Source organism: Streptomyces mirabilis (assembly GCF_018310535.1).
Lineage (GTDB): Bacteria > Actinomycetota > Actinomycetes > Streptomycetales > Streptomycetaceae > Streptomyces.
In genome coordinates, this window is the sequence record NZ_CP074102.1 from 7,875,606 (window position 1) to 7,902,149 (window position 26,544).

Annotated in this window: 21 protein-coding genes and 1 tRNA gene; 14 read left to right on the top strand and 8 right to left on the bottom strand. The window is 72.4% G+C overall.

All coding sequences use genetic code 11. The features are described from left to right. Positions 1 to 42: 42 nt before the first annotated feature. Positions 43 to 105 (top strand) — tRNA-Ser (locus tag SMIR_RS34930). A gap of 174 nt (positions 106 to 279) precedes the next feature. Here SMIR_RS34930 and SMIR_RS34935 read toward each other — a convergent pair. Next, on the bottom strand, positions 280 to 870 hold the full coding sequence (locus SMIR_RS34935; protein ID WP_168489689.1) for a TetR/AcrR family transcriptional regulator: 591 nt from the start codon (positions 868 to 870) through the stop codon (positions 280 to 282). Positions 871 to 1,071: 201 nt separating this feature from the next. On the opposite strand from SMIR_RS34935, the gene SMIR_RS34940 reads away from it, so the two are divergent. Genes SMIR_RS34940 through SMIR_RS34955 form a run of 4 tightly spaced genes read left to right on the top strand, consistent with a single transcriptional unit; the run spans position 1,072 to position 5,999 of the window. Beyond that, positions 1,072 to 1,659, top strand: coding sequence for a (2Fe-2S)-binding protein (locus SMIR_RS34940; protein ID WP_168489688.1), 588 nt, complete (start codon positions 1,072 to 1,074; stop codon positions 1,657 to 1,659). Beyond that, complete coding sequence (locus SMIR_RS34945) at positions 1,656 to 2,648, top strand: FAD binding domain-containing protein (RefSeq protein ID WP_212727823.1); 993 nt, start codon at positions 1,656 to 1,658, stop codon at positions 2,646 to 2,648. Before SMIR_RS34940 ends, SMIR_RS34945 begins: the two co-directional genes overlap by 4 nt. Beyond that, a complete protein-coding gene (locus SMIR_RS34950; RefSeq protein ID WP_168489687.1) occupies positions 2,645 to 4,795 on the top strand; it encodes a xanthine dehydrogenase family protein molybdopterin-binding subunit in 2,151 nt (716 codons plus the stop codon). The genes SMIR_RS34945 and SMIR_RS34950 overlap by 4 nt, the downstream gene beginning before the upstream one ends. After that, on the top strand, positions 4,788 to 5,999 hold the full coding sequence (locus tag SMIR_RS34955) for an XdhC family protein (protein WP_212727824.1): 1,212 nt from the start codon (positions 4,788 to 4,790) through the stop codon (positions 5,997 to 5,999). Before SMIR_RS34950 ends, SMIR_RS34955 begins: the two co-directional genes overlap by 8 nt. A gap of 133 nt (positions 6,000 to 6,132) precedes the next feature. Here the strand turns inward: SMIR_RS34955 and SMIR_RS34960 are convergent, their stop codons facing one another. After that, entirely contained in the window at positions 6,133 to 6,828 is a 696-nt protein-coding gene (locus tag SMIR_RS34960; RefSeq protein WP_168489685.1) for an HAD family hydrolase, read from the bottom strand. A 56-nt stretch (positions 6,829 to 6,884) separates the two neighbouring features. Then, on the bottom strand, positions 6,885 to 7,361 hold the full coding sequence (locus SMIR_RS34965; protein WP_101407610.1) for an Lrp/AsnC family transcriptional regulator: 477 nt from the start codon (positions 7,359 to 7,361) through the stop codon (positions 6,885 to 6,887). A gap of 189 nt (positions 7,362 to 7,550) precedes the next feature. Here SMIR_RS34965 and SMIR_RS34970 point away from each other — a divergent pair, with 189 nt between their 5' ends. The 4 genes from SMIR_RS34970 to SMIR_RS34985 all read left to right on the top strand — a co-directional run bounded on the left by SMIR_RS34970 (position 7,551) and on the right by SMIR_RS34985 (position 13,022). Beyond that, positions 7,551 to 8,702, top strand: coding sequence for a baeRF10 domain-containing protein (locus tag SMIR_RS34970; protein WP_168489684.1), 1,152 nt, complete (start codon positions 7,551 to 7,553; stop codon positions 8,700 to 8,702). A gap of 185 nt (positions 8,703 to 8,887) precedes the next feature. After that, a complete protein-coding gene (locus SMIR_RS34975; RefSeq protein ID WP_212727825.1) occupies positions 8,888 to 10,384 on the top strand; it encodes an FUSC family protein in 1,497 nt (498 codons plus the stop codon). A 137-nt stretch (positions 10,385 to 10,521) separates the two neighbouring features. After that, a complete protein-coding gene (locus SMIR_RS34980; RefSeq protein WP_168489683.1) occupies positions 10,522 to 11,913 on the top strand; it encodes a nitric oxide synthase oxygenase in 1,392 nt (463 codons plus the stop codon). 62 nt (positions 11,914 to 11,975) lie between these two features. Then, positions 11,976 to 13,022 carry a lactonase family protein gene (locus tag SMIR_RS34985; RefSeq protein WP_212727826.1) on the top strand — a complete coding sequence of 349 codons (1,047 nt, stop codon included), beginning with the start codon at positions 11,976 to 11,978 and terminating at the stop codon, positions 13,020 to 13,022. A 124-nt stretch (positions 13,023 to 13,146) separates the two neighbouring features. On the opposite strand, the gene SMIR_RS34990 is transcribed toward SMIR_RS34985, so the two are convergent. Further along, complete coding sequence (locus SMIR_RS34990; protein WP_211118650.1) at positions 13,147 to 14,070, bottom strand: sirohydrochlorin chelatase; 924 nt, start codon at positions 14,068 to 14,070, stop codon at positions 13,147 to 13,149. Positions 14,071 to 14,237: 167 nt separating this feature from the next. Then, positions 14,238 to 15,287 (bottom strand): N-acetylglucosamine kinase, encoded by a 1,050-nt coding sequence (locus tag SMIR_RS34995; RefSeq protein ID WP_422664533.1) that lies wholly within the window; start codon positions 15,285 to 15,287, stop codon positions 14,238 to 14,240. Between the two features lie 165 nt (positions 15,288 to 15,452). Here SMIR_RS34995 and SMIR_RS35000 point away from each other — a divergent pair, with 165 nt between their 5' ends. The 4 genes from SMIR_RS35000 to SMIR_RS35015 all read left to right on the top strand — a co-directional run bounded on the left by SMIR_RS35000 (position 15,453) and on the right by SMIR_RS35015 (position 18,866). Further along, positions 15,453 to 16,130 (top strand): uracil-DNA glycosylase, encoded by a 678-nt coding sequence (locus tag SMIR_RS35000; RefSeq protein ID WP_168489681.1) that lies wholly within the window; start codon positions 15,453 to 15,455, stop codon positions 16,128 to 16,130. 357 nt (positions 16,131 to 16,487) lie between these two features. Continuing rightward, entirely contained in the window at positions 16,488 to 16,784 is a 297-nt protein-coding gene (locus SMIR_RS35005) for a zinc-ribbon domain-containing protein (protein ID WP_099946176.1), read from the top strand. A gap of 187 nt (positions 16,785 to 16,971) precedes the next feature. Next, positions 16,972 to 17,877 (top strand): NAD(+)/NADH kinase, encoded by a 906-nt coding sequence (locus tag SMIR_RS35010; protein ID WP_212727828.1) that lies wholly within the window; start codon positions 16,972 to 16,974, stop codon positions 17,875 to 17,877. A 95-nt stretch (positions 17,878 to 17,972) separates the two neighbouring features. Next, complete coding sequence (locus SMIR_RS35015; protein ID WP_168489680.1) at positions 17,973 to 18,866, top strand: PIG-L deacetylase family protein; 894 nt, start codon at positions 17,973 to 17,975, stop codon at positions 18,864 to 18,866. 27 nt (positions 18,867 to 18,893) lie between these two features. On the opposite strand, the gene nhaA is transcribed toward SMIR_RS35015, so the two are convergent. Next, positions 18,894 to 20,792 (bottom strand): Na+/H+ antiporter NhaA, encoded by a 1,899-nt coding sequence (gene nhaA / locus SMIR_RS35020; RefSeq protein ID WP_212728452.1) that lies wholly within the window; start codon positions 20,790 to 20,792, stop codon positions 18,894 to 18,896. Between the two features lie 121 nt (positions 20,793 to 20,913). Further along, positions 20,914 to 21,801, bottom strand: a complete 888-nt coding sequence (locus SMIR_RS35025; RefSeq protein ID WP_168489679.1) for an alpha/beta fold hydrolase — start codon at positions 21,799 to 21,801, stop codon at positions 20,914 to 20,916. A gap of 176 nt (positions 21,802 to 21,977) precedes the next feature. On the opposite strand from SMIR_RS35025, the gene SMIR_RS35030 reads away from it, so the two are divergent. Continuing rightward, on the top strand, positions 21,978 to 24,032 hold the full coding sequence (locus SMIR_RS35030; RefSeq protein ID WP_211118647.1) for an AfsR/SARP family transcriptional regulator: 2,055 nt from the start codon (positions 21,978 to 21,980) through the stop codon (positions 24,030 to 24,032). Here SMIR_RS35030 and SMIR_RS35035 read toward each other — a convergent pair. Beyond that, positions 24,007 to 26,511 (bottom strand): SpoIIE family protein phosphatase, encoded by a 2,505-nt coding sequence (locus SMIR_RS35035; protein WP_168489677.1) that lies wholly within the window; start codon positions 26,509 to 26,511, stop codon positions 24,007 to 24,009. The genes SMIR_RS35030 and SMIR_RS35035 overlap by 26 nt on opposite strands. Positions 26,512 to 26,544: the final 33 nt, after the last annotated feature.

A 26,544-nucleotide genomic window follows, 5' to 3' on the forward strand; every position in this document is an offset into this window, starting at 1 on the left:
TGACCGCGACGGCGTCCACCACTACGGTGAACTCGTTCAGGTGCGAAGGTTTCGGCTACTTCTCCTGTCAAGAGAGAGACGCGGGTTCGAATCCCGCCGCCCGCCCCGGCGGGTGTCGTCCAGCGGCCCAGGTCACTTACGTCGCCGACACCGAACCCGATCTCTGAACACCGCGACACGAGCCGTCCGCCACGGGGGAGAACAGGCGGACGGCTTCGTCGTGCGCGCAGGGAAGCTGCTGGGCAGGGACGAGCGGCTGCTCGCCGGCCGCGGATCGGTTCACTCCGGCGGCGCGGAACCCGGCGCGCCCACCCGTAGACCGTCCATCACGAGGTCCAGAAGGCGGGTGGCGCGCGGCTGCCAGTCGCCGTCCGCGTCGATCTGCCAGAGACCGGCGATGAAGAGGAAGAAGTCCTCGGGCGTCACTCCGGGGCGGATGGTGCCCGCCTTGTCGTTCGCCGCCAGGAGCAGCGCGGTGGCCGAGGACATCGCGCCGTGTCCCAGCCGGGTCAGGGTGCCGTGCGCGAGGGTGGTCGCGCGCAGGGCCTCGGCCAGGCCGACCTTGGTCATGGCGAACTGGGCCAGGCGGTCCATCCACTCCCGCAGGGCCCGGTCCGGCGCACGCGACTCGAGCAGCTGGGCCGCGGCGTCGGCGACCTGCTGCACCTCGTGGCGGTAGATCTCCAGGAGGAGTGCCTCGCGATTGGGGAAGTTGCGGTAGAACGTCCCTTGCCCGACCCCCGCCTTCTTGGCGATCGCGCTGAGCGGGGTGTCCGCCGACCGCGTCAGCTCGGCCAGGGCCACATCGAGGATGCGCTCGCGATTGCGTTGCGCGTCCGAGCGCAGCGGGGTCGCCTTCTTCTGCTGCACTCGGGCCTCCTTCGTCCTCCGCCCTGCCCGGCGGGTGCCTTGCTAAGCGGACAGCTGTCCGATAGGTTCAGGATTAACGGACAGCTGTCCGCTTAGGTTCACCATACCGCCGGATCCGGCCAGTGCGGACCATCGGTGTTCCCTTTTCCCGGCCCTCTCGCGACTTCCTTTCCTCCTCAGACAGGCGAAAGAAGGCTGATCATGGCCCCCACGACGTCCGGCGCCACGACCTCGACGTCCAGCGCCATCACCCTGCACGTCAACGGCGAGAAGTACACGCTGCCCGTCGACCATCGCACCACCCTGCTCGACGCGCTGCGTGAGCGTCTCGATCTCACCGGTACCAAGAAAGGCTGTGATCAGGGCCAGTGCGGCGCCTGCACCGTGCTGCTCGACGGACGCCGGGCCGTCTCCTGTCTGCAACTCGCCGTCGCCGCCGAGGGACGCGAGATCACCACCATCGAAGGGGTGGCGGACGGTGAGCGGCTGCATCCCGTGCAACAGGCCTTCCTCGACCTCGACGGCTACCAGTGCGGCTACTGCACGCCCGGCCAGATCTGTTCGGCCCTCGCGGTGATCGAGGAGCACGCGGCGGGCTGGCCGAGCGCCGTGACCGCCGACGTGCGGCCCGAAGCGGGGGTCCCGCAGCTCACGCCCGAGGAGATCCGTGAGCGGATGAGCGGCAACCTGTGCCGGTGCGGCGCGTATGTGTCGATCGTCCAGGCGGTCGCGCGGGCGGCGCAGTCGTCCGATACGCGGTCGTCCGAGACCAAGGAGGCGGCAGCATGAGGGAGTTCGACTACGAGCGCGCCTTCGACGTCACCGGCGCGGTCGCTCTGCTGGGCGCCGACCCCGACGCGCGCTATCTCGGCGGAGGTACCAATCTCGTCGACCTGATGAAGAGCGGGGTGGAGCGGCCCGCCCGGCTCGTCGACGTGCGTGAACTCCCCCTTGGCCGAATTCAGTTCACAAAGAGCGGCGGGCTGCGCATCGGCGCGACCGTGACCAACAGCGACCTCGCCGCCCATCCCGACGTGCGGCGCCACTACCCGGCGTTGACCCAGGCAGTGCTGGCCGGGGCCTCCGGTCAGCTGCGCAACATGGCCACGGTCGGCGGAAACCTGCTCCAGCGCACCCGCTGCGGCTACTTCACCGACCTGGCGAAGCCCTGCAACAAGCGGGTCCCCGGCAGCGGTTGCCCGGCCGTCGAGGGCGAGCACCACAACCACGCCATCCTCGGCGCCTCCACGCACTGCGTGGCCACGCACCCCTCGGACATGGCCGTGGCCCTCACCGCCTTCGACGCCGTCGTCTCGTACGAAACGGCGGACGGGCCGGGGGAGTTGCCGCTCGCGGAGTTCTATCTGCCGGTGGGTGACACCCCGCACCTGGAGACCGCTCTGCCGCCCGGCGCGCTGATCACCGGCGTCACCCTGCCGGCCGCCCCGGTCGCCGCCCGATCCCGCTACCGCAAGGTGCGCGAGCGCGCCTCGTACGCGTTCGCGATCGGCTCGATCGCCGCCGCACTCGACGTCCACGACGGTGTCGTACGCGAAGTGCGCCTCGCCTTCGGGGCGGTGGCCTCCCGGCCGTGGCGGGCCCGAGCGGCCGAGCGGGAGCTGACCGGGGGACCGGCGAGCGCCGAGGCCTTCGCCGCCGCAGCGGACGCCGAGCTCGCGGCCGCCCGGACACTGCCCCACAACGGATACAAGGTGCCCCTGATGCGCAATCTCGTCGTGGCGATGCTGACCGAACTCACCGAGGAGGCGGCCCGATGACCGGTACGACCGCGACCACGACCGCGACGACGGCGGCGACCGCGACGTTCGGGGCCGTCGGCGCCGCGCACACCCGCGTCGAGGGCGTGGCCAAGGTCACCGGGGCGGCGCGCTACGCGGGCGAGGTCCCGTATCCCGAACTCGCCCACGGCTGGCTGGTGTTGTCCACCGTGGCCCGTGGCCGGATCCGTGCGGTGGAGTCCGCGCCCGTCCTGGCGATGCCGGGCGTCGTCGCCGTCCTGCACCACGAGAACGCCCCGCGTCTCAACGGCGACTACACGAACGCCTTCGGGGTGCCCGACCCGATCGCCCAGATATTCCAGCACGACCGGGTCCCGTTCGCGGGCTGGCCGGTGGCTCTGGTGGTCGCCGAGACGTCCGAACAGGCCAGGGAGGCCGCCGAGTCCCTTGTCGTCGTGTACGACGAGGAGCCGCACGACGTCGTGTTCACCGCCGGGCTTCCCGGGGTGTACGCGCCGGAGAGCGCCCCCGCCGCGACGAAGGGTGACCTCGAGGCCGAACTCGCCGCGTCCGCCGTCGTCGTGGACGCCGAGTACAGCACTCCGGAGGAGCACCACAGCCCCATGGAGCCGCACGCGGCGATCGCGCGCTGGGACGGCGGCCGGCTCGAGGTCGTCGACTCCAACCAGGGCAGCAGGTTCGTGGCGGACGAGCTCGCGAAGCTGTTCTCGCTCGACCCCCAGTCGGTGCGGGTGCGTTCGGAACACGTCGGAGGCGGCTTCGGCTCCAAGGGCACCCGCCCGCACTCGGTCGCCGCCGCGATGGCCGCGACCGTCCTGCAGCGTCCCGTCCGCGTCGTACTGACCCGCCGTCAGATGTTCTCGCTGGTCGGCTACCGCAGCCCCACGGCCCAGCGGGTCAGGCTCGGCGCCGACGAGGACGGCCGGCTGCGCGCGTTCGACCACCGGGCCGAGAGCCTCACCTCGACCGTCCACGAGTTCGTCGAGCGGTGCTCCGAGTTCGGACGTGCGATGTACGACTCCGACGCGCACTACTCGCAGAGCCGTGTCGTACGGCTCGACGTGCCGACCCCGAGCTGGATGCGGGCTCCGGGCGAGGCACCGGGCTCGTTCGCGCTGGAGTCCGCGCTCGACGAACTCGCCGAGAAGTGCGGACTCGACCCGATCGCGCTGCGCGCCCGCAACGAACCGGCCGTCGGCCCCGTCTCCGGGTTGCCGTTCAGCGGCCGCAACCTGCTCGCGTGCTTCGAGGAGGGGGCCCGCCGGTTCGGCTGGGCGGACCGTGACCCGCGTCCCGGCGTTCGCCGCGAGGGCCGCTGGTTGCTCGGGACCGGCACCGCCGCCTCCACGTTCCCCGTGCTGTCCGCCCCGTCCACGGCGGCCGTGACGGCCGAGCCGGACGGCAGCTTCACCGTACGGATCACCGCGTCCGACATCGGGACCGGGGCCCGGACCGCGCTCACCCTGATCGCCGCGGACGCGCTGGAGGTGGCGCCCGAGCGCATCCGGATGCGCATCGCGGACAGCGACTTCGGCTTCGCGATGATCGCCGGCGGCTCGATGGGCACCCGCTCCTGGGCCTGGGCGATCAGGGTCGCGGCGGACGAGCTGCGCGAGCGGCTGGCCCTGGGCGGCGGCATTCCGCCCGAGGGGATCACGGCACGCTCGGACACCTCACAGGCGGTCGGCGCGCTGGAGCAGAAGGAACGGCACTCCTTCGGGGCGCAGTTCGCCGAGGTCGCCGTCGATGTCACCAGCGGGGAGGTGCGGGTGCGGCGGATGCTCGGCATCTTCGCGGCCGGCCGGATCGTCAACCCGCTGACCGCGCGCGGGCAGTTCGTCGGAGGCATGATCTGGGGCCTGTCCATGGCCCTGCACGAGGAGGCTCACCGGGACCGGGCAAGCGGCGGCCATGTCGGCGCCGACCTCGCCGGCTACCACTTCTCCGCGCACGCCGACGTACCCGACATCGAGGCGGACTGGGTGGACGATCCCGACCCCGGGGACCCGGTCGGCATCAAGGGCATCGGCGAGATCGGGGTCGTCGGAGCGGCGGCGGCGATCGCCAACGCGGTCTGGCACGCGACGGGTGTACGTCACCGGAATCTGCCGATCCGCCCGGACCGGGTGCTGCTGGCGGGCACGGGAGGGGACCGGGATGCTTGACATCGCCGACGAGCTGAACCGGTGGGCCGAGGAGGGCCGGGACTTCGCCGTCGCCACCGTCGTGAGCGTCGGCGGCAGCGCCCCGCGCGGCCCCGGCGCCGCCCTCGCGGTCGACAGCGGCGGCACGGCCGTCGGCTCGGTCTCCGGCGGCTGTGTGGAAGGCGCCGTGTACGACCTGTGCGTCCAGGCGCTCCAGGACGGCCGGACGGTGCTGGAGCGGTTCGGCTACAGCGACGAGGATGCCTTCGCGGTGGGGTTGACCTGCGGCGGGGTCATCGAGGTCCTGGTCACCCCGGTGCGCGCGGACGCGCCTGAGCGGCCGGTGTACGCGGCGGCGCTGGCGGTCGCGTCCCGGGGCGAGGCGGCGGCCGTGGCCCGGGTGGCCAGGGGGCCGGTAGAACTGCTGGGGAGGGTGCTGCTCGTCCGCCCCGACGGCTCGTCCGGCTCCTCCGGGGCGTCCACGTCGTACGTGGGAGGCTCGGGCGTCTCCCACGAGGGGGGCCTCGGCGGTCGTCCGGAGCTGGACCGCACGGCGGTGGCCGAGGCCCGTGCCCTGCTGGCGGCGGGCCGCACCGGCACCCTCGAACTGTCGGAGGACGGCGCGCGCTGCCCGGGTGGCGTGACCCTGCTCGTCGAGTCGAGCGTGCCGCCGCCCCGAATGATCGTCTTCGGCGCCGTGGACTTCGCGACGGCGCTGGTACGGGTGGGCAGGTTCCTCGGCTATCACGTGACCGTGTGCGACGCCCGCCCGGTCTTCGCCACCCGGGTCCGCTTCCCCGACGCCGACGAGATCGTGGTCGACTGGCCGCACCGCTACCTGCGGCGCACCGTGACCGACGACCGCACGGTCCTGTGCGTGCTCACCCACGACGCCAAGTTCGACGTACCGCTGCTGGAGGTGGCCCTGCGGATGCCGGTGGCGTTCGTCGGCGCCATGGGGTCGCGCCGCACGCACGAGGACCGTGCGCGGCGGCTGCGCGAAGTCGGTCTCGGCGAGCGGGAGTTGGCCCGCCTGAGATCCCCGATCGGGCTCGACCTCGGGGCCCGTACGCCCGAGGAGACCGCGCTGTCCATCGCGGCGGAGATCGTCGCGGCCCGGGAGGGCGGGACAGGCGCTCCTCTCACCGGCTCCGGTACACCGATCCACCGTGACGGGGGCGGGCGGGGGACCGGTGCGGAGGGGGCGAGGGAGGCTGCTGCCTGAGAGGGGTGCGCACGCGGTGCGCCGCCACCGCCGGGGCAAGATCGTGCCGCATGCCTCCCGAGCCGACGCCGGACACGGCAAGTTGTCGAGGCGTGACCGCGGTTCAGGAAGACATCGGGAGGCGGCCCGCGACTCAGGAATCCGAGGCCGAGCGCGCGAGCCAGTCGTACGCGGCCTGCGCGGTGAACTCGCCCTGACCGCCGCGCAGCAGCAGCCCCGCCGTGGCGAACGCCGGGTCGTCGGCCTGCGCGGCGACGTACGGGACGGCGATGCAGCGCATCCCGGCCGCGTGCGCGGCGGCGGCGCCCGGGGCGGCGTCCTCCAGGACCACGCAGTCCGCCGGGCCGGCCCCCAGACGGTGCGCCGCTTCGAGGAAGACGTCCGGGGCGGGCTTGCCGTGCGCGACCTCGTCGGCGGAGACGACGGTCGTCAGGTGGGCGGCCAGGCCGGTGCCCGTCAGGATCGCCTCGATGGCGGCGGGTGAGGAACCCGAGGCCACGGCCATCGAGGTGCCCTCGGCGGTCAGCAGTTCCACGAACTTCCGCATCTCCGGGTACACGTGTGTGGCGGAGCGGGCCAGCTCCAGATAGCGGCGGTTCATGTCGGCGAGCAGGGCGTCGAGCGGGGGCCGCAAGTCGTAGCGTTCCTTCCAGAGCGCCACCGTCTCCCGGGTGCTGATGCCGACGTACCGCTCGTGCTCGGCCCAGGTGAAGCCGGTGATGCCCTGTTCGGCGAGCGTCTGGCGCCCGGCTTCGAAATAGTTCGGCTCGCTGTCCACGAGTGTGCCGTCGAGATCGAAGATGACCGAAGTGCGGCCGAGAGTGCTCATGGGATCCAGGATGCCAAGCGGGGGCCGAGCGCGGTCGATCACCCGTGTGTCACCGGTCAGCTTCTGGTTGCTCGCCCGATCGACTCCACCAGGGGCAGCACCCGGTGCGGAACGCGCTCGCGCAGTGCCACCTCGGTGCGGGTGCGGACGACGCCGGGCATGCTGATGAGCGCCTGGATCACGTCCTCCAGGTGAGCGTTGTCGCGCGCCACGACGCGGGTGAGCAGATCGCCGCCGCCCGTGATCGAGAAGGCCTCGATGATCTCCGGTACGGCGGCCAGCGCGTCGCCGACCTCGTCGAGGTGCCCCTGCGTGACCTCGATGTGCACGAAGGCGAGGACGGGGTGACCGAGCGCCGCGGGGGACAGTGAGGGGCCCGTGCCGGTGATCACTCCCTCCCGTTCCAGCCGGTCGAGGCGGGCCTGGAGCGTGCCGCGGGCGACACCGAGCATGCGGGCGTACTCGCGCACGCTGGTACGCGGCTGCTCCAACAGCAGCCGCAGGATGCGGGTGTCGAGTTCGTCCACGGCCATGATCCGCCGGCCTCCCTGCCGCCTGGGGTGATCTTCGTCGACCGTACCAATGGCTCAGCCCGCCGCGAGTCCGCTGGGAAGGTTCACCCCTCGTGCTCACCTTGTCCGCCGCGCCGCGTTTGCCGGTGCGGCGCCCACCGCGTTACCTGGAGGGGTGGCGCAAGGCTCGAGGAGCGGCGAGGAGCGACGATGATCACGCAGGAGCAGGTCGACCGAATTCTCCGGCTCGAGGGGAACGGGCTCCCGTTGGTCTCCCTCTACCTTCCGGTGGAACCTGACCAGCCTGGCCGTCGTGCGCACCGGGCCCGGCTGGCCGGCCTGCTGGACCGCATCAGGCCGCTCGCGGACGACCACTCGCTGGAGCACGCCGCACGGCTCTCGCTGAGCGAGGACATCGCGAAGATCGAGCAGAGGCTCGGCGAGGAACCCCAGCGGCCCGGGACCGTCGTCGTCTTCTCCTGCGGCGGCAACGGCGTCTACGAGGAAGTGTGGCTGCCGCGCGCCACCCACGAACGCGTCGTGGTGGACGAGGCCCCCTTCGTCCGTCCGATGCTGGCGGTGCTCGACGAGTACCACCGCATCTGCGCGGTCGTCGTGGACGAGGCCACCGCCCAGATCTGGGAGTACCACCTCGACGAGGTCCGGGAGCTGGAGGCGATCCGCGACCGTACGCTGCGGGGGCCCGAGCACGCCGCGAGGCTCGACGAGGACCCGGTCCGCGACATGGCCGACGAGCTGAGCAAAAGGCACTACCGGCGACTCATCGGCGAGCTCAAGCGCCTGTTCAAGGAGGGGGGCTTCGATCTGCTGGCCGTCGGCGGGCACCCTTATCAGGTACCGGCCTTCATCGAGTTCCTCCCTCGTGACCTGCACGACCGGCTCGTCGGTCGCTTCACCGTCGACCGCGACACCACGACCGCCGCCGACATCCGGGACAAGGTACGGGTTCTTGTCACCGACCGCGCGTACCAGGAGCAGGAGCGGCTGGTCGGCGAGATCCTCGAGGCCGTCGCGACCAAGCATCACGCGACGGTCGGACTCGACGACACCCTGTGGGCGGGGTCGCTGGCCGCGATCCGGACGCTGGCCGTGGACACGGAGGCCGTGGCCCCGGGAGTCGTCTGCGACCGCGACGGGCTGCTCGCCCGCACGGGGGAGCAGTGCCTGCTCTGCGGAGACGCCCTGCGCGAGGTCCCCGACGTCATCGAGGAACTGGTGAAGACCGTCATCGAGGACAGCGGGGAGGTCCGCCACATCGAGATGGAGACGGACCTGCGTACGCACCTGACCGGGGCCCTGCTGCGCTTCGAGCTGCCCCCGCACCCGATCGACACGGAGTGATGCCAATGGCATCCACATGGCTCCCCTCTCCGCTCGGTGGCTGTGCCAATGGCTCAGTGCTCCGGAGGCCACTTGAGCCAACAGCTCCGATGATGCTGTGATGGACAGGTCGATGGCGCTGCGGGACCCCCGCGGCGCCTTTTGCATGCCTGACGTACAGGCTGAGCTCAAGGGGCGGGGAAACAGTGCTGAAGAGGGTGTTCGTGGCACCGGACCCGGGCCGACTGCGGCTGCGCGGCGCCATCCGGGCCGTCCTCGGCATCGGCCTGGCGGTGGCCCTGTGCGGCGTCACCGGTGTCTCCCTCGCGGGCGCGGTCGCGGGAGGACTCGCGGCGCTGCTCGCCCTCTTCGCGGTCACCGACGCCACGGTGCGCGGACAGCTGGCGACGACGGCGCTGCTGCCCGTGGTGGGCCTTCCTGTCCTGGCTCTCGCGGCCATCCTGCACGACCACCCGACGGCGCGGGGCGCGGCCTTCCTCGCCGTCGTCGGCGCCGGTGTGTACGCCCGGCGCTGGGGCGCGCGCGGCCATGCCCTCGGCGTCTTCGGGTTCATGGCCTTCTTCATGGCGCAGTTCCTGCACACCGTGCCGGCGCGACTGCCCGAGCTGTACGTCGCCGTACTGCTCGCCCTCCTCGCGTCCTCGGCGGTCCGATTCGGACTGTGGTGCTACGAGCGCCGGATGCAGCCCGCCGGGGCGCTCGCCCCTTCGGACGGCCGAGGCCTCGCCCGTCCCACCACCCGCCAGGCGGTCCAGGCCGTCGTGGCCGCCGCCTTCGCCCTGGGCGTGGGAAGCCTGCTGTCCCAGGAGCGCTGGTACTGGGCCGTCGGCGCCGCCTGGTGGATCTTCGTCAACACCACCTCGCGCGGCGAGACCCTGATCCGCGGCTACCGCCGGGTCCTCGGAACGGTGATCGGCATCGCCCTCGGGGCCTCGGCCGTCGTCCCACTGCACGGTGCGCCCGTACCGACCGTGGCCCTGCTCGCCGTGTGTGTGTTCGTCATCTTCTACAGTGCCGCGGTCTCGTACACCTGGATGATGCTTGCGGTGACGGTGATGGCCGAGCTGCTCTACGGGATGTTCGGCGTGCTGGACCAGCATCTGGTCGTCCTGCGTCTGGCGGAGACCGGCATCGGGGCGATCGGCGCCGCGCTGGCGGTGCTGCTCGTGCTGCCGATCACCACGCACGCCACGACGGACGCCTGGATCGTGCGGGCGATCCAGTGCGTCCACGCCTGCACGACCGAGGCCGCGGCCCGGCTGAACGGCTCCGCCATCGCCGACCCCGCGGCACGCGTCGCGGAGCTGGAGACGGTGCTGAACAAGGTGCGGCTCTCACTCACGCCCCTTCTGCACCCGCTCAACCCCCTGCGCGCCCGTGGTCGGAGGGCGCGCCAGGTACTCGCGGCGCTGAACACCTGCGCGCGGGAGGTACGGGGCCTCGCCGCCATCGCGTCGGACCCCGTGGCCTCCAGCGACGACCGTCTCACCGTCGCGTGCGAGCGCGTCGAGAGGGCCGTCGAGGCACTCACCTCACCCGGACCGCGGCGCATCTCGGTCCAGGCCGACGCACCTTCCCTGGAAGAGCCGGTACTAGCACACCTGCACGGGCTCGAGCGGGCGCTCGCCGAACTCGCCGCGCCCCTCCTGCACCCCCGTGCTTCGAGGGCCGTTCGCGTCTGACACGCGCGAGGCGGATGCACGGACCACGTAGAGGGTGGATCACCGCCCGGGCGGGGTAACCCCGCGGCTATCAGACGCACGGAACCCGCGGACCGTGCGGGAGCGGTCCGCGGGCGAAACCGCTTGGGGGTGGCACCATGCGGGACTTCCCGCGAGGAACCGGACAGGCAGAGCGCTTCGGCGACGACGGGAGCGCGCGGTACCCGACGCCGTGGGCCGAGGGGCCGGGCGGCTGGCTGGACCGTGTTCCGGCAGGTCGCAGGGCGCACGGCGCGACCCCGACCGCACTGCCGTACGCGATCGGTCCCCGGCGGGCGGAGCTGTCCGTCCCGGGTCTCGCGGGACGCCTGATACCCGTGCCGGGCCGTCCCGCCGCCCCGACGTCGCACGGCGACTCCCCGCCGTACGCACTCCTGCGCGCCGCCGCCGAGTTCCTCACGCTCCGCCACACCGAGGAGCGCCTCGGCGACCCGGCCCGGCGCATCGCCGCCGCGCGGGCGGAGATCGCGGAGACCGGCACGTACCGCCACACCACCGAGGAACTCGCCTTCGGTGCCCGCGTCGCCTGGCGCAACGCCAACCGCTGCATCGGGCGCCTGTACTGGCGCTCCCTGTGCGTCCGCGACCGCAGGGACGTGCGGACGCCCGAGGACGTCGCCGAGGCGTCGGCGGACCATCTGCGGGAGGCCGCGGGCGAGGGCCGCATCAGGGCGCTCATCACCGTCTTCGCGCCCGACCGGCCGGGCCGCCCCGGGCCACGGATCTGGAACGAACAACTCATCCGGTACGCCGGATACGCCCGCCCGGACGGCGGCGTGACCGGCGACCCGCGCAACGCGGGCCTCACCGCGCTGGCCCGGCGGCTCGGCTGGCCCGGCGGCCCAGGAACCCCGTTCGACGTCCTGCCGCTGGTGATCCAGGGCGCCGACGGCAAGCCCGACGACGAACCCCGGTGGTTCACGCTGCCGCAGGACGCGGTGCTCGAAGTGGAGCTCGCCCACCCCGAGTACACCTGGTGGCGCTCGCTCGGACTGCGCTGGCACGCCGTGCCCGCGCTCGCCAACATGTGCCTGGAGATCGGCGGCGTCTGCTACCCGGCGGCCCCGTTCAACGGCTGGTACATGGGTACCGAGATAGGCGCCCGCAACCTCGCCGACACCGACCGCTACAACCTCCTGCCGTACCTCGCGGACCGCCTGGGCCTCGACACCCGCACCGACCGCTCGCTGTGGAAGGACCGCGCGCTCGTCGAACTCAACCGCTCCGTCCTGCACTCCTTCGACCACGCGGGCGTCACCGTCACCGACCACCACACCGAGTCCCGGCGCTTCCTGACCCACCTCGGCCGCGAGGAGCGCAAGGGCCGCCGGGTCGGCGCGGACTGGTCGTGGATCGTGCCGCCCATCTCCGGCAGCGCCACACCCGTCTTCCACCGCACCTACGAGACCGTGGAACGGCATCCCGCGTACGTCCACCACCCGGAGGCGCGCGCACGGGCGCTCGGGGAGACGGGCGGGACCTTGGTCTAGACCGTTGGTCGTCGACTGCTACCGTCGGCCCCGGAGAGCGCGGGACCGAGAGGGGAACGGCAGTGGCAGACGGCGGCACGCGGGAACAGCGGGCGTTCATCGGCTCGTTCACGGCGGCGGGAGGCCCCGGCGTCCTCACCGCGGCCGTGGACCGCGGCAGCGGCGCGCTGACCCTCCTGAGCGCGGTGGACGGCGTACCCGATCCCTCCTACCTCGCCCTGTCGCCCGCCCACGACATGCTCTACGCGGTCAGCGAGACGGCCGACGGCGCGGTGGCCGCGTACCGCGTGGACGGCGACGAACCGAAGCCCGCCGGGCCGTTGGTCTCCGTCGGAGGCAGCGGCCCCACGCACCTCAGCGTGTTCGCGGGACACGTCCTGACCGCCAACTACGGCTCCGGCAGCGTCACCGCCCTGCCCGTGCGCGACGACGGCACGCTCGTCGGCGCCGCCTCCAGCGTGCTCCAGCACAAGGGCCGCGGCCCGCACACCCGGCGCCAGCAGAGCCCGCACGCCCACCAGGTACAGCCCGACCCGAGCGGGCGCTGGGCCGTCAGCGTCGACCTCGGCACGGACTCCGTGCGGGTGTGCGCGCTGGACGGCGGCCGGCTCACGCTGCACCGCGAGATCGCGCTGCGCCCCGGCTCCGGGCCCCGCCACCTGGCCTTCCACCCGCGCGGCGAACACGCGTACGTGCTCAACGAACTCGCGCCCACGGTCACCGTCTGCCGCTGGAGCGCCCTGGAAGGCTCTCTGCGGCCCGTCGGGGAGACGCCGGTGCTCTCGGGGGTCCCGGACGGTGACGCGTACCCCTCGGGCATCGTGGTGTCGCCCGACGGGCGCTTCGTGTGGACCGCCACCCGCGGCCAGGACGTCCTCTCCGTGCTCACGCCCGACGCGGTGGGCGAAGGGCTGCGGCTGGTCGCCACGGTGCCCTGCGGCGGCACCTGGCCGCGCGCGCTGGCCCTCGACCCCTCGGGGCGCTTCCTGTACGCCTCCAACGAGCGCTCGGGGGACGTGACGTGGTTCGCGGTCGACCCGGACACGGGGGTGCCGCGACGGGGCGGCTCGGTGGAGGTCCCGGCGGCCTCCTGCGTGGTCCTCGGCTGACCCGCCCGGCGGTGGCTCGCCGCCGCCCCGCGAGCCGCCGACGTACGAGAGAGCCGACGAGAGAAGGGCCCGCTCCTGTGAGAGGAGCGGGCCCTTCGGCGTGCGAGGGGTGGTGCCTGGGCGGTCAGCGGGCCGGCGCGCCCTGCGGCTGTTGCGGGGCGATGCCCAGCGCCGTCGTGTACTTGGCCAGCGCGAGCTTGCCGATCGCCGGGTACGGGCCGAGCGCCTCGGCGGCGGAGCAGCCCGCCTCCTTGGCGGCCGCGTCCAGCAGACCGGCGTCGATCTCCGGGCCGATCAGGTACGGAGCCAGGGCGAGCTGCTGGGAACCCGAGCCGCGCAACTGCTCGGCGGTGGCCGCGATCGCGCCCTCCTCGTCGAGCGCCGCCGCCATCACCGGCACGGCGAGGCGCGCGGCGAGCAGCATGCCGGTGATCCCGGCCGCCTGTACGGCCTCCTCGCCGCCCACGGAGGCGAGGATGATGCCGTCGGCGGCCGTCGCCACGGTGAACAGCCGGGCACGGTCGGCGCGCGCCAGACCCGCCTCGGACAGACGCACGTGCAGCGCCTCCGCGAGCAGCGGGTGGGGGCCGAGAACGTCGGTCAGGTCGGCCGCGATCCGGCTCTCCATGACGGCCTGGCGGACCCGGCGCAGCAGCGCGTTGTCGGGGCCGGCGAGCAGGGGCACCACGACGGCGACGGGGCCGTCGGGCTCGGTCACGTCCGCACCGGCGGCACGGGCCTGCTCATAGCGGGCGGTGCGCTCCTCGGCGGCACGCGTGAGCACGGACTGCAGCGTGGGGAACTCGGCGTCGTCCCCGTCGAGGTACCCGATCCGGGCGTCGAGGCCGGGCAGCTCGGAGCGCGCGATGCTCACGACCTCCTCGGCGAGGCTGCGCGTGGCCGCGCTGGAGGTGCCCGGCACCGCGAGGACGAGCGCAGGCGCGCCCTCGGGAGCCGCCAGCGGCTCGGGTCGGCGGTGCCGCCCGGGCTGGCGAGGTCGCGGCATTCGTACTGGCAGGCCGGACGCGGGCCCAGTGGGGGAGCTCATGGCGACGCATGTTACTGGCTTCTTGGGCTCCCCTGTTCGGGGAGGGTGCAGGTGAGCGGTATCCGTCCCCTTTTGTCTGATGAGTTACGCGTGGATCAGAAATGATCGGCGTGACTGGACTCGCCGGCGCTGTGGTGCTCCTGTGTCGACCGGCGCGGGAGGCAACTTCACTTGTCCGACAGGGCGGATGAATCCCCCTTTCGGGGCATGGATGGCGAGGTTGTGCCCTTTTCGGTCCTCACGTACAGCATGTGTTCGTCGCGGGGGAGCGTGAGCCGGTCGCTCGCCAGGTCGACGGCGATACGTACGGCGCCGTCCAGCGGGGTGCCCGCGGCCGCTACCTGCCGGGCGTGTGGCAACCGCTCCGTCAGCTCCGCGCGCAGTGGTACGAGGAGCGGGTCGCCCATCTTGAACAGGCCCCCGGTGAGGGCGACTCGGTCCTCGCCGGTGTCCGGGCAGACGGCGGCGGCGGAGTCGGCCAGGTGCCGGGCGGCGGCGCACAGCACGTCGCGCGCGACGGGGTCGCCGATGGCGGACGCGGCGCACGCGGCCACTTCGGGCGCGAAGGAGGCGAGTACGGCGGGCCGGTCGGTGCGCGGATACAGCTTGCCCGGCAACCCGGCCACCGGCCCGAACATCTCCTCGGCCCGCGCCAGCAGCTCCGCCGACCCACCGGGGCGCCCGTCGAAGGCCCGCAGGGCCGCCTCGAGCCCGGCGCGGCCGATCCACGCCCCACCGCCGCAGTCGCCGAGCAGGTGGCCCCAGCCGTCCGCCCTGCGCCAGCTCCCCAGATCGGTGCCGACCGCGATCATGCCGGTGCCCGCTGCGATCACCGCGCCCGACCGGGGGCCGAGCGCGCCCACGTACGCGGTCACCGCGTCGGCGGCCAACGCGAGCCGCCGCACGCCGAGTTCGCGCTCCAGTGCGCAGGGCAGCTCGGCACGCAGCGCGTCGCCGAGGGTGGCGAGACCCGCCGCTCCGACGGCGGCGGCCCCGAGTTCCTCCGTCCCGGTGGCGGCCATCAACTGCCGGGCCATCGGGAGCAGTTGCTCCAGCAGATGTCCGGCGTCGATACCGCGCGGGCCCGTTCGGACCGGTTCCTTGGAGGTCAGTGGAACGCCGACGACACGCCCGTGCACGGCCAGCGCCGCCCGCAGCCCCGAGCCGCCCGAGTCCACCGCCAGCACACCGGCCGACGTGTGGGAGGGACGCAACAGGCTCCCCTCCTCTCTGCTGACCGGCCGGCCGGGCGATCGTTGGGCGATCGACCGGACCGGCTCGATGATCTCGGCGAGGAGGAAGACTAGCGCCGGGAGGCGGGTCCGCGCGCGGCGCTCGTCCGTATGAATGCGTCACGGCGTGTGCCAGTAGAGTGGCACGTCGTGGCACCACGACCCTTGCATGAACTCATCGAAGCAGGCTGGGCGAAGGCTCTGGAACCTGCGGCCGAACGTATCGCCGCCATGGGGGACTTCCTCCGGGCCGAGATAGCGGCGGGCCGGACCTATCTCCCGGCCGGGGCGAATGTCCTGCGGGCCTTCCAGCAGCCTTTCGACGACGTCCGCGTGCTGATCGTCGGCCAGGATCCCTACCCCACGCCGGGGATGGCCATCGGGCTGAGTTTCGCCGTGTCGCCCGAGGTGCGTTCGCTGCCGGGCAGCCTGGAGAACATCTTCCGGGAACTGCACACGGACCTGGGGCTGCCCAGGCCGTCCAACGGCGATCTGACGCCCTGGACCGAGCAGGGGGTGCTGCTGCTCAACAGGGCGCTGACGACGGCGCCCCGCAAACCCGCGGCGCACCGGGGCAAGGGCTGGGAAGAGGTCACGGAGCAGGCGATCCGGGCGCTGGTCGCGCGGGAGAAGCCGCTGGTGTCGATCCTGTGGGGGCGTGACGCCCGCAATCTGCGGCCGCTGCTCGGGGATCTCCCGGCGATCGAGTCCGCGCACCCCTCACCGATGTCGGCCGATCGCGGTTTCTTCGGCTCGCGTCCGTTCAGCCGGGCCAACGAGCTGTTGGTGAGGCAGGGCGTGCAGCCGGTGGACTGGCGCCTGCCGTAGAGCGGTCACCGGATCTCGTACCACCCGCGCGGGTTTTGGGTCCCGTACGGGTTCTGTGGGCAGGGGCGGGGCGGGCACCGGTGCGCGGTGGTGCCCGCCGGAAGGCGCGGGACTCGCCACCGTCGTGGACGCCGAACCCGATCCGACCGTCGTCGGCGAGGCCGTGACGGAGCGTCAACCGCCCCGCTCGACGTCACCGCGACCCTGTCCCGGGACCGGCGGTCGCCCGAGCTCCCGTCGGATTTTCGGGCGGCATCGTGCAACCCCGCCATCGCCGAGCGCGTCGACGTGCACGAGACTGTGCTCCGCGAGTGCATCCCGCAGCTCGTCCGCACCGACCCGGGAGGGACCAACAGCATGATCATTTTTGGCACCAGGGGATACCTGTACCAGCTCGCGATACTGACGCTGGTGTGTGGCCACTGCGGCAACCCCTCCGCGCACACGCTCCGGAAGCGTGTCACGAAGTTCACGCTGTTCTTCGTGCCGCTGTTCCCGATCTCGTCGAAGTACGCGACGCAGTGCACTTTCTGCGGCGCGGAGCAGAAGGCGACCAAGGAGCAGGCGGAGCAGCTGCAGGCGCAGGCCGCGAGCGCCCACGCCGCCCAGCAGTACGGCCAGCCGCAGCAGCCCCAGCAGCCGTACCAGGCCTGAGCCGGGGGCGGGGACCGGCGCGGCGGTACGTCGACGGCGCCGCGCTCCCCGCGGACGGTGCCGGTCCGCCGCCGACCCTTCCGTATGAGTCGTCCAGGCTGTATTCCGTGCCGTATCGGTCGGAAATTGCCCTCGCGGGACAATGATGAACTACTTGGACATGGCGTCTCGACGGAAGGGAACCCTCATGGGTCTGATCGGATCGATCGGCCTGATCCTGCATCCCCGGCGCAATCCGGGACCGGTCATCGAGTCGGTCGTGCAGTGGGCCCGCAAGAACGAGGCCGAGGTGCTGGGGCTGCCGGACGAGGTGGGCCGTATCGACTGCAGCGCCGTGGCCGTACTGGCTCAGGACCTCGTCGCCCGGGCCGATCTGATCGTCAGTCTCGGCGGGGACGGGACCATGCTCCGTTCCATGAGGCTGCTGTCCGGAAGCGCCACTCCGGTGCTCGGCGTCAACCTGGGCCGGCTGGGCTTCCTCGCGGAGATCGATGTCGACGAGCTCCAGCCGGCGCTGGACCGGATCGACAGCGGTCAGTTCACCACCGAGGCCCGGATGGCCGTACGAACGCGCCTCCCGGACGGGCGCGAGGTCCGTGCGTTCAACGACATCGCCCTCGTACGGGTACCCGGCAGCGGCATGGCCGCCATCGCGATCCGGCTCCAGGGCGAGGAGTTCATCCGCTACGCCGCCGACGCCGTCGTCGTCTCCACGTCGACCGGATCGACGGCGTACAGCTTCGCCGCGGGCGGCCCGATCCTCTCCCCCCGGGTCGAAGCCATCCTGGTCGTTCCCGCCAGCGCGCACTCGTCGTTCGACCGGGCGCTCGCCCTGCCCGCGGACGAGGACGTCACGCTCGAACTGCTCCCCACGACCGGACGATTGGCGGTCGAGGTCGACGGCGAGGTGCTCGGCTATCTCGACGCGGGCGATTGGATCACCGTGACGGCGTGCCCCGCGGCGGCTCATGTCGTGCGCCTGGGCGGTACGACGTTCTACCAGCGAGCACGCAGAAAACTCGGCATCAAAGGAAGTATCGAAGCGGGCGGGCGAACCTCCCAGGACTCCGCCGACCCCTCGACGGGGCCCTGACCCGCGGGCCGAGGGACGCGTCTTGAGCGGCACAGCGGCCGACCCGGGGGAGGCGGCCTTGGGTGGGGTGGGCCGCCGACGGAAGGGTCTATGTCATGACCGCACCGAAGACCCGTCGGCCTACCCTGATGGTCGTCCACGCGCATCCGGACGACGAGGCCAGTCAGACGGGCGGCACGCTCGCCCGATACGCGGCCGCCGGGGTTCGCACGGTTGTCGTCACCTGCACCGACGGTGCGCAGGGCGACGGAGCCGACAGCAGCAAGCCCGGCGACCGCGACCACGAACCGGCGCAGGTCGCCGCACGGCGCTCCCGCGAGCTCGCCGAGTCGGGGGCCGCGCTCGGCATCAGTGACCTGGTCCGGCTGGACCACCCCGACTCCGGCGTGCCCGACTCGGCGGACGACATCGATCCTCACGCGTTCAGCAGGATGGAGGGCGAACCGGTCGTCCGGCGGCTCGAGGCGCTGATGCGGGAGTACCGGCCGGATGTGATCGTGACGTATCCGCCCAACGGGTTCTCGAACCATCCCGATCATGTCCGTACGCACGAGCTGACCGTCGCCGCCTTCGAGCGGATCAAGCGGTCCGGCGGACTTCACCCTCACAACGATCACAGCGATCAGAACGAGGAGGGCGGCCCGCACCCGCGGAGCCTGCCGAAGCTGTACTACATCGCCGTGTCGCTCTCGAGCCTGAAAGCGGTCCGGGCGCTGGCGGAGGCCGCCCTGGGACCCGACGCCTGGATCACCCCGCTCTACGTCGCCGTCGACACCGTGACCGCGGCCGTGGATGTCTCCGAATTCTGGCCGCACAAGCTGCGGGCCCTGGCGGCCCACGCCAGCCAGGCGGACGCCGCGGCCCTGCTGAGGCTCTTCAGCGTGCCCGGGGACGAGGGCCGGGTCGAGGAGTACCTGCGGGCCCACCCGCCGTGGACCGGCGGCACACGGGAGAGCGATCTGTTCGAGGGCGCCCGCGAGACGCCCTGAACCGTACGGCCTCGCCCTGACCGGGGCTCAGTCCTGCCGTCCGACCCCTTGAAGCGCCGCCCGTTGCCGCGCGGCACGCACCGCCGCCGACAGCGAGGCGATGTCGTACGCGCCGTGGTGGCGGCGGCCGTTGACGAAGAACGTCGGGGTGCCCGAGACACCGCTGAGGTCGGCGGACTCCACGTCCGCCGCGACCCGGGCCGTTCCCGTACCTTCGCGGAGATCCTTGCGGAAGCGTTCGGTGTCGAGGCCGATCTCCTCGGCGTAGCGGAGCAGGTCCTTCGGCCGCAGGTCACCCTGGTGCTGCATCAGCAGATCGTGCATCTTCCAGTACCCGCCCTGGTGGGCCGCGGCCTCGGCGGCCTCCGCGGCGAGCTGGGCGTTCGGATGGACGTCGGTCAGCGGCAGGTGCCGCCACACGTAGCGCACGTCGCCGAAGTCGGCGAGCAGCTCACGCACCACGGGCTCGGCCAGGCCGCAGTACGAGCACTCGAAGTCCCCGTACTCGACGAGCGTCACGGGCGCCTCCAGCGGGCCGCGTACGTGGTCGCGGTCCACGTCCACCGGGTCGCTGAGGTCGACGATGGTGGTGCCCGTGCCGAGCAGGGCCCGGATACGGGAACGCTTGGGAAGGGCGCCGATCACCGAGGTGACCAGCCAGGTGAGGACGAACGAGCAGACCACGGCGGCGAGGATGCCGATCTTCGCCTCCGCCAGCCGGGCCCCGTCGAAAGCGAGCGTCGCGATCAGCAGGGACACGGTGAACCCCACCCCCGCCAGGGTGCCGCCCGCGGTGATCGCGCCCCAGCCGACCGGCGGGTGCAGACGCCCACGGCTGGCGCGTGTGGTGAGCCAGGTGGCGCCGACGATGCCGAGCGGCTTGCCGAGCACGTAGCCGAGGAGGATGCCGAGGGCGATCGGCGAGGCGAAGGCATGGGCGAACTGGCTGCCGCTGACGGTGATGCCGGCGTTGGCGAGGGCGAACAGCGGCACGATCACATAGCTCGTCCAGGGGTGGAACATCCGCGTGAGCCGGTCGTTGGGCGAGAGCGTCGAGGCGATTCCGCGCCGTACGGAGCGCTCCAGTTCCGGGGTCGGCTGCTCGCGGAAGCGCCGGAACAGACGGCTGGCTCGTTCCAGGTCGACGCGCTCGGCCGGGTAGGCGTAGGTGAGCAGGCCCATCGCGAGCCCGGTCACGACCGGGTCCACCCCCGACTTGAGCAGCGCGACCCACACCGCCGCGCCCAGCACCGCGTACAGGGCGGGAAGCCGCATTCCGAGTGTGCGCCGCACCAGAACGACGGCCGCGAAGAGGCCGAGCGACGTCAGCAGCGCGGGCAGGGCCAGGGGGCCGCTGTAGGCGACGGCGATCACGGCCAGCGCCAGGAAGTCGTCCACGACGGAGATGGTGAGGATGAAGACCCGGAGACTGTCGGGCAGCCGTGCCCCGAAGAGAGCGAGCATGCCCAGGGCGAAGGCCGTGTCCGTCGACATGGCGGCGCCCCAGCCGTGCAGGGAGCCATGGCCCGCGTTGAGGGCCAGGTAGATCGCGATCGGCACGACCATGCCGCTGAGCCCGGCGAGCAGCGGCAGCGTCACTCTCCTGCGTTCCCGCAGCTCGCCCAGGTCGAACTCCCGGCGCGCCTCGAGTCCCACGACGAAGAAGAACAACGTCATCAGACCGCTGTTCACCCACTCCCGCAGGTCCAGGGAGACTTCGCCCGCCCCGAGGCGGACCGACAGCGCGGTGCGCCAGAAGTCCTCGTACGTGCCCGGCCCCATGTTGGCCCAGACGAGGGCCGCGAGCGTGGCGGCCAGCAGGACCGCGGCACTGCCGGTCTCGGTCTGCAGGAAGGAGCGCAGCGGACTGCGCGTGTCCTTGCCGCACACGGTCTGCCCCGACAGGGGCGAGGTCTCAGCTGGCACAGTCACCCCCTGATTCTCGCCCGGCGCGTGGTCCGGCACGCGGCGAAACGATGCCGGGGAAGGAGATCGGCTCAGGTGCCGGGGAAGGGGATCCGCTCAGGTGCCGGGGCAGCGGAACCACTCAGTGGTCGGCGAGGAGGTCCCGGATGGCCTTGACGACATCGGCGGGGGCCTCCTCGGCCATGAAGTGACCGCAGGAGACGGTCGTGTGCCGCAGGTCGGGTGCCCAGGCGCGCCACCGCGCGGCGGCGTCGAAGCCGAGAGCCGCGCCCCAGTCCTGCTGGAGAACGGCCACGGGCATCCGCAGCCGGTTCCCGGCGGCGCGGTCGGCCCGGTCGTGCTCGACGTCGATGCCGGCCGAGGCACGGTAGTCCGCGACGATGGAAGGGACCGCCGCGCGGGAGGCCGCCAGGTAGGCGGCACGGATCTCGTCCGGGATCGCCCTCGGGTCCTGCGTCCAGATGTCGAGGAAATGACCGAAGAAGACGTCCGCGGCGGCGTGGATCATCCGCTCGGGCAGGCCCGGCGGCTGGGCCATCAGGTAGAGGTGGAAGCCGACGGCCGCGCCGGTGCCGTGCATCACGTCCCACATGTCCAGCGTGGGCAGCACGTCGAGCGAGGCGAGATGGGTGATCGCCTCGGGGTGGTCGAGGCCGGCGCGGATGGCGACCAGCGCGCCCCGGTCGTGTCCCGCCAGCGCGAAATGCTCGTGGCCCAGAGCGCGGGCGAGCGAGACGACGTCGTCGGCCATGGTGCGCTTGGCGTACGCGTTCCCGTCGGCGCTGGTGTCGACGGGCTTGTCGCTGGCACCGTAGCCCCGAAGGTCGGGACAGATGACGGTGTGGTCGGCCGCGAGGTCGGCGGCCACGTGCCGCCACATCAGGTGGGTCTGCGGGAAACCGTGCAGCAGCACGATCGGGCTGCCGGATCCGGCGACGGCGACGCTGAGCGCGACATGGTCGGCGACGGGGACGCGCCGGTAGTCGAAGCCGGGGATGGTCGGTGCCATGGTTCGCCCTTTCTGGAAGGCGGAAGCGGAAGGTGAGGGGTACGACGAGCCTGCCGGGCGCGAATCAGCAGGTGATCAGCAGATGATCGGCAGGCGATCGGCAAGCGGTCCGCACGTCGTTGGCGCAGTACCGTGGCGAGGGCGTCGGGAGAAGCGAGCCGGGAGAGGTGAGAAGGGTGGGGGTCGCGTTCGGTGTGCTCGGACCGACCGTGGCCGAGAGCGACGGCCGCGCGCTCGCGCTGAAGGGACCCAGGCACCGGGCCGTGCTGGCGCGGCTGGTGGTGGCCCGCCGACGGGTCGTCCCTGTCACCCACCTGGTCGACGACCTGTGGACGGATCCCCCGCCCGGCGCCGTGGGTGCCGTACAGACCTTTGTCGCCGCGCTGCGACGCGTCCTGGAGCCGGACCGTCCGCCCCGGACCCCCGCCCGTCTGCTGGTCACGGACGGCCCCGGGTACGCGCTGCGCCCGGAGCGGGACGCCGTGGACGCCTGGCGCTTCGAGACAGCCGTCGGCGGCGCCGCGCGGCTGCCGGCCACGGAGGCGCTGCCGCGACTGGAGGAGGCGCTGTCACTGTGGCGCGGGCCCGCCTACGCCGAGTTCGAGGAGGAGGACTGGGCCAGGGGCGAGCGCTCCCGCCTCGCCGAGCTGCGGCTCCAGGCGGTGGAGCAGCGGGCCCGGACGCAGTTGGCCCTCGGCCTGGCCGCCGAGGTGGTACCCGACCTGGACGTACATCTCGCCGCTCACCCCTGGCGCGAGGACGCCTGGCGGCTGCTGGCGCTGGCGCTGTACCGGCAGGACCGTCAGGGGGATGCGCTGGGTGTGCTGCGCAGAGCCCGGGCGGTCCTGGCCGACCAGCTGGGGGTGGACCCCGGGCCCCGGCTGCGCCGTCTGGAGGCGGACATCCTCGCCCAGGAACCCGGGCTCGATCCTCCGGCCGGGCCGACGGCGACCGCGGCCCGGCTGTGGACACGGACGGCGGCGGCCTACGACCGGACGGTCGCCGCCGGTGCCCGGGCCCGTTTGGAGACGACGGTGAGCCTGATCCGCAACCTCGCGGTCACCGGGGGCGGTGGACTCGCGGCCGCCGGGCAGCACCGCATGGAGGCCATCGCGGCGGCGGAGGAGTTCGGCGACCCGGACCTGACCGCCCGGGTGATCGGCGCCTACGACGTCCCCGCGATCTGGACCCGCAGCGACGATCCGGAGCTGGCCCGACGGATCGTCGAGGCCGCCGAGCGCGCCCTCACCGCCTTGGCGGGCGACGCGCACGAGGCCTCGCGGTGCCGCCTGCTGGCCACGATCGCCCTGGAGACGCGCGGCAGCCGAGCGCCACGCGGCCCGCAGGCCGCCCGCGAGGCGGAGGAGATCGCCCGTCGTCTCGACGATCCCGCGCTGCTGGCGTTCGCGCTGAACGGGGCATTCATGCAGTCCTTCACCCGCGCCGGCCTGGCCCCACGGCGTGACGAGATCGGCGCGGAGCTGGTCGAACTGGCCGCCCGGCACGGCCTGGTGACCTATGAGGTACTCGGTCACCTCATCCGGCTCCAGGCACGCGGCGCGCTCGCCGACTTCGCCGCGGCCGACCGCCATGCCGCCGCCGTGGACCGGCTGGCAGAGCGCCACGAGCTGCCGCTCGCGGGCGTCTTCACCCAGTGGTACCGGGCATTGCGGCTGGCCGCGTCCGGGCAACCGGCGGGGGCCGAGAGCGCCTACCGGGATGCCGCCGCACGGCTGGACGGCGCCGGGATGCCGGGCCTGGGGCGTGGGCTTCTCCCGCTCGCCCTGTTGTGCCTGCGGGTGGAGCACAGGAGGACGTGGTCCGACATCGGTCCAGGGTCTACCGGTCCGGGGTCTACGGGTCCGGGGTCTACCGGTCCAGGGCCGGTCGAGATCGACCTGGGGGCGGACTGGGGCCCGTACCGCCCTTGGGCCGCACCCTTCGCCTTGCTGGCGTCCGGTCGCCGAGCCGAGGCACGGGCGGCACTGCGCGCGCTCCCGGAGCCGCCGCGCGACCTGATGTACGAGGCGTGCTGCTGCCTGGAGGCCGTGGTCGCGCTGGAGGTCGGCGACCGGGACGTGCTGGAGCGGGCCCGTACCCGCCTGCTGCCGGCCGCCGAGGAGCTCGCGGGCGCGGGCAGCGGCCTGATCACCCTGGGCCCCGTCGAGGACCACCTCGCTGACATCACCACCGCGCTGCGGGCACCTACGAGTCCAGTTCCGCCCAGATGATCTTTCCCTCGTGTGTGTACCGGGTGCCCCAGCGGTGCGCGAGCTGGGCGACGAGGAAGAGGCCGCGCCCCCCTTCGTCGGTGGTCCGGGCGTGCCGCAGCCGAGGGGAGCTGTTGCTGGTGTCGGTGACCTCGCAGATCAGGCGGGATGCGCGCAGCAGCCGCAGTCGCACAGGGCCCGGGGCGTAGCGCACCGCGTTGGTGACCAACTCGCTGACGACGAGTTCGGTCTGCATGGTCAGTGCTTCCATTCCCCACTCGCGGAGTTGGCGGGTGGCGAGGGCGCGCGCCCCGGCCACGGCGGCGGGATCCGAGGCCACGTCCCACGAGGCGACGTGGTCGGCGCTGAGCGCGTGCGTGCGCGCCACGAGGAACGCGACGTCGTCGGACTGCGGCGTGGAGGTCAGGCTCCGTACGTTGGCGCAGAGCGTCTCCAGCGGGAGATCGCAAGGGCACAGGGCGTCCCCGAGGTGGGCCATTCCGACCTCGACGTCCCGCTCGTCATCTTCGATGAGGCCGTCGGTGTAGAGGCCGATCAGGCTGTTCTCGGCGAGCTCGATGTCGACTGCCTCGAACGGGAGTCCGCCCAGCCCCAGCGGGGGACCGGCCGGCAGTTCCGGGAAGCTGACCCGGCCCTCCGGAGTGACGAGGACCGGCGGCGGATGGCCGGCCCGGGCCAGCGTGCAGTTCCGCGTGACCGGGTCGTAGATGGCGTACAGGCAGGTGGCGCCCATCACCGTGGTCCGGATCAGGTCGGCCGACGCGTCATGGGACTCCTCCTCGCTGAGGCGGAGCACCAGGTCGTCGAGGTGGGCCAGGAGCTCGTCGGGCGGCAGATCCATGTCGGCGAGCGTCTGCACCGCGGTACGCAGCCGGCCCATCGTGGCGGCGGCACTCAGACCGTGGCCGACCACATCGCCCACGACGAGGCCGACTCGGGCTCCGGACAACGGGATGACGTCGAACCAGTCCCCGCCCACACCGTCCTTGGCGTCCGCGGGCAGATACATGGAGGCCACGTCCACGGCCATGCCGCCCTCCAGCGTATGGGGCAGAAGGCTGTGCTGGAGCGTGAGTGTGGCGTGGTGTTCCCGTGTGTAGCGGCGGGCGTTGTCGACGCAGACGGCCGCCCGTGCGACGAGTTCCCGGGCGAGCAGTACGTCGTCCGGGGTGAAGGGAGCCGGGTTCCGCGAGCGGACGAAGGTGGTGAGGCCGAGGACGGTGTCCCGCGCCCGCATCGGCACGGAGATGAGTGAGTGCAGTCCGAACTCGCGCATGCTCGAGGTCCTGGACGGTTGTTCGACGACCCATTGCGGGTTGTCGGGGTTCAGCACCGGTATGAGAACGGGCTCGCCGTTCACGAGGAGGCCGAGATCGTGCGGGGGAGGGATGAAGTCCACCGGTTCGCCTACCTGGGCGACCGCCTCCGGGCACCCCTCCCGGACGGAACTCATGCCCGCCCGCCGCATCACCAGCCCCGTCGTCGCCGGACCCGCGTCGGACAGCCAGGTTCCGTGCCCCTCGGTGCTGAGGACCGGCTCCAGCAGATCCACGATGGCGAAGTCGGCGAACCGGGGTACGGCGAAGTCGGCCAGCTCCTGGGCCGTCTCCATGACGTCCAGGGTGCTGCCCACACAGGCGCCGGCTTCATTGACCAGGGAGATCAGTTGGCGGGCGTTCCACCGGTCGGTGACGTCGAGAACCATGTAGCAGATGCCCGTGACGGCGCCCTCGACGTCCACCAGGGGGAAGAACGACGTGGAGTAGGCGTGCTGCCGACGCGGGTCGGCCCAGCTCCAGCCGAGGTACTCGAAGTCGCTGACAGGCTCGCCGGTCCGCAGTACCTTGCGCATCACGCCCTCGATGGTCTCCGCCTCCAGGCCCGGGAGCAGGTCGCTCAGGCGCCGGCCCAGACGCTGGTCACGGGGTATGCCGCCGATGCTCTCCAGGGTGTTGTTGAGCCAGATGCAGTGCAGGTCCATGTCCACGATGGCCATTCCCACGGGCGAACGGGTCAGGAACCCGTCCAGCACGGACTGACCCATGGCCCAGCGCGTCATGCGCTCCCGTGCCGATACGAGAAAACACTCGTCGTCGCCGACCTGGAACGACGCGGAAACGCGCAGATTCACTTCGACACGACGGCCGTCGCGATGCGACAGCGTGACCACTCCGCTCCAGGGCTGGCCCCCACGGCAGCGTTCCATGATCGCCGCTACGCGGCCGGGGTCTTCGGGCATGTCGACCAGACGGCCGACGGAGCCTCCTACGACCTCGCGGGCCGAACGGCCGAGGAGTTCTTCCGCGCTTCTGGTCCAGCCGATCACCGTGCCGGCCAGGGTGACGATCGCCGCCGCGTCCGAGGCTGCTTCTTCCGTACCGATATAGGGCTCTGCGCCGGGACCTTTGCCTGATTCCGGAGTCGCAGGCGTCACGTCTTCACCGCCATCCCCATACCTCCATGCTCGCGCCTCCCGCATCGGCGCGCCAGCGGCGCAAGGGACCGTTCGACA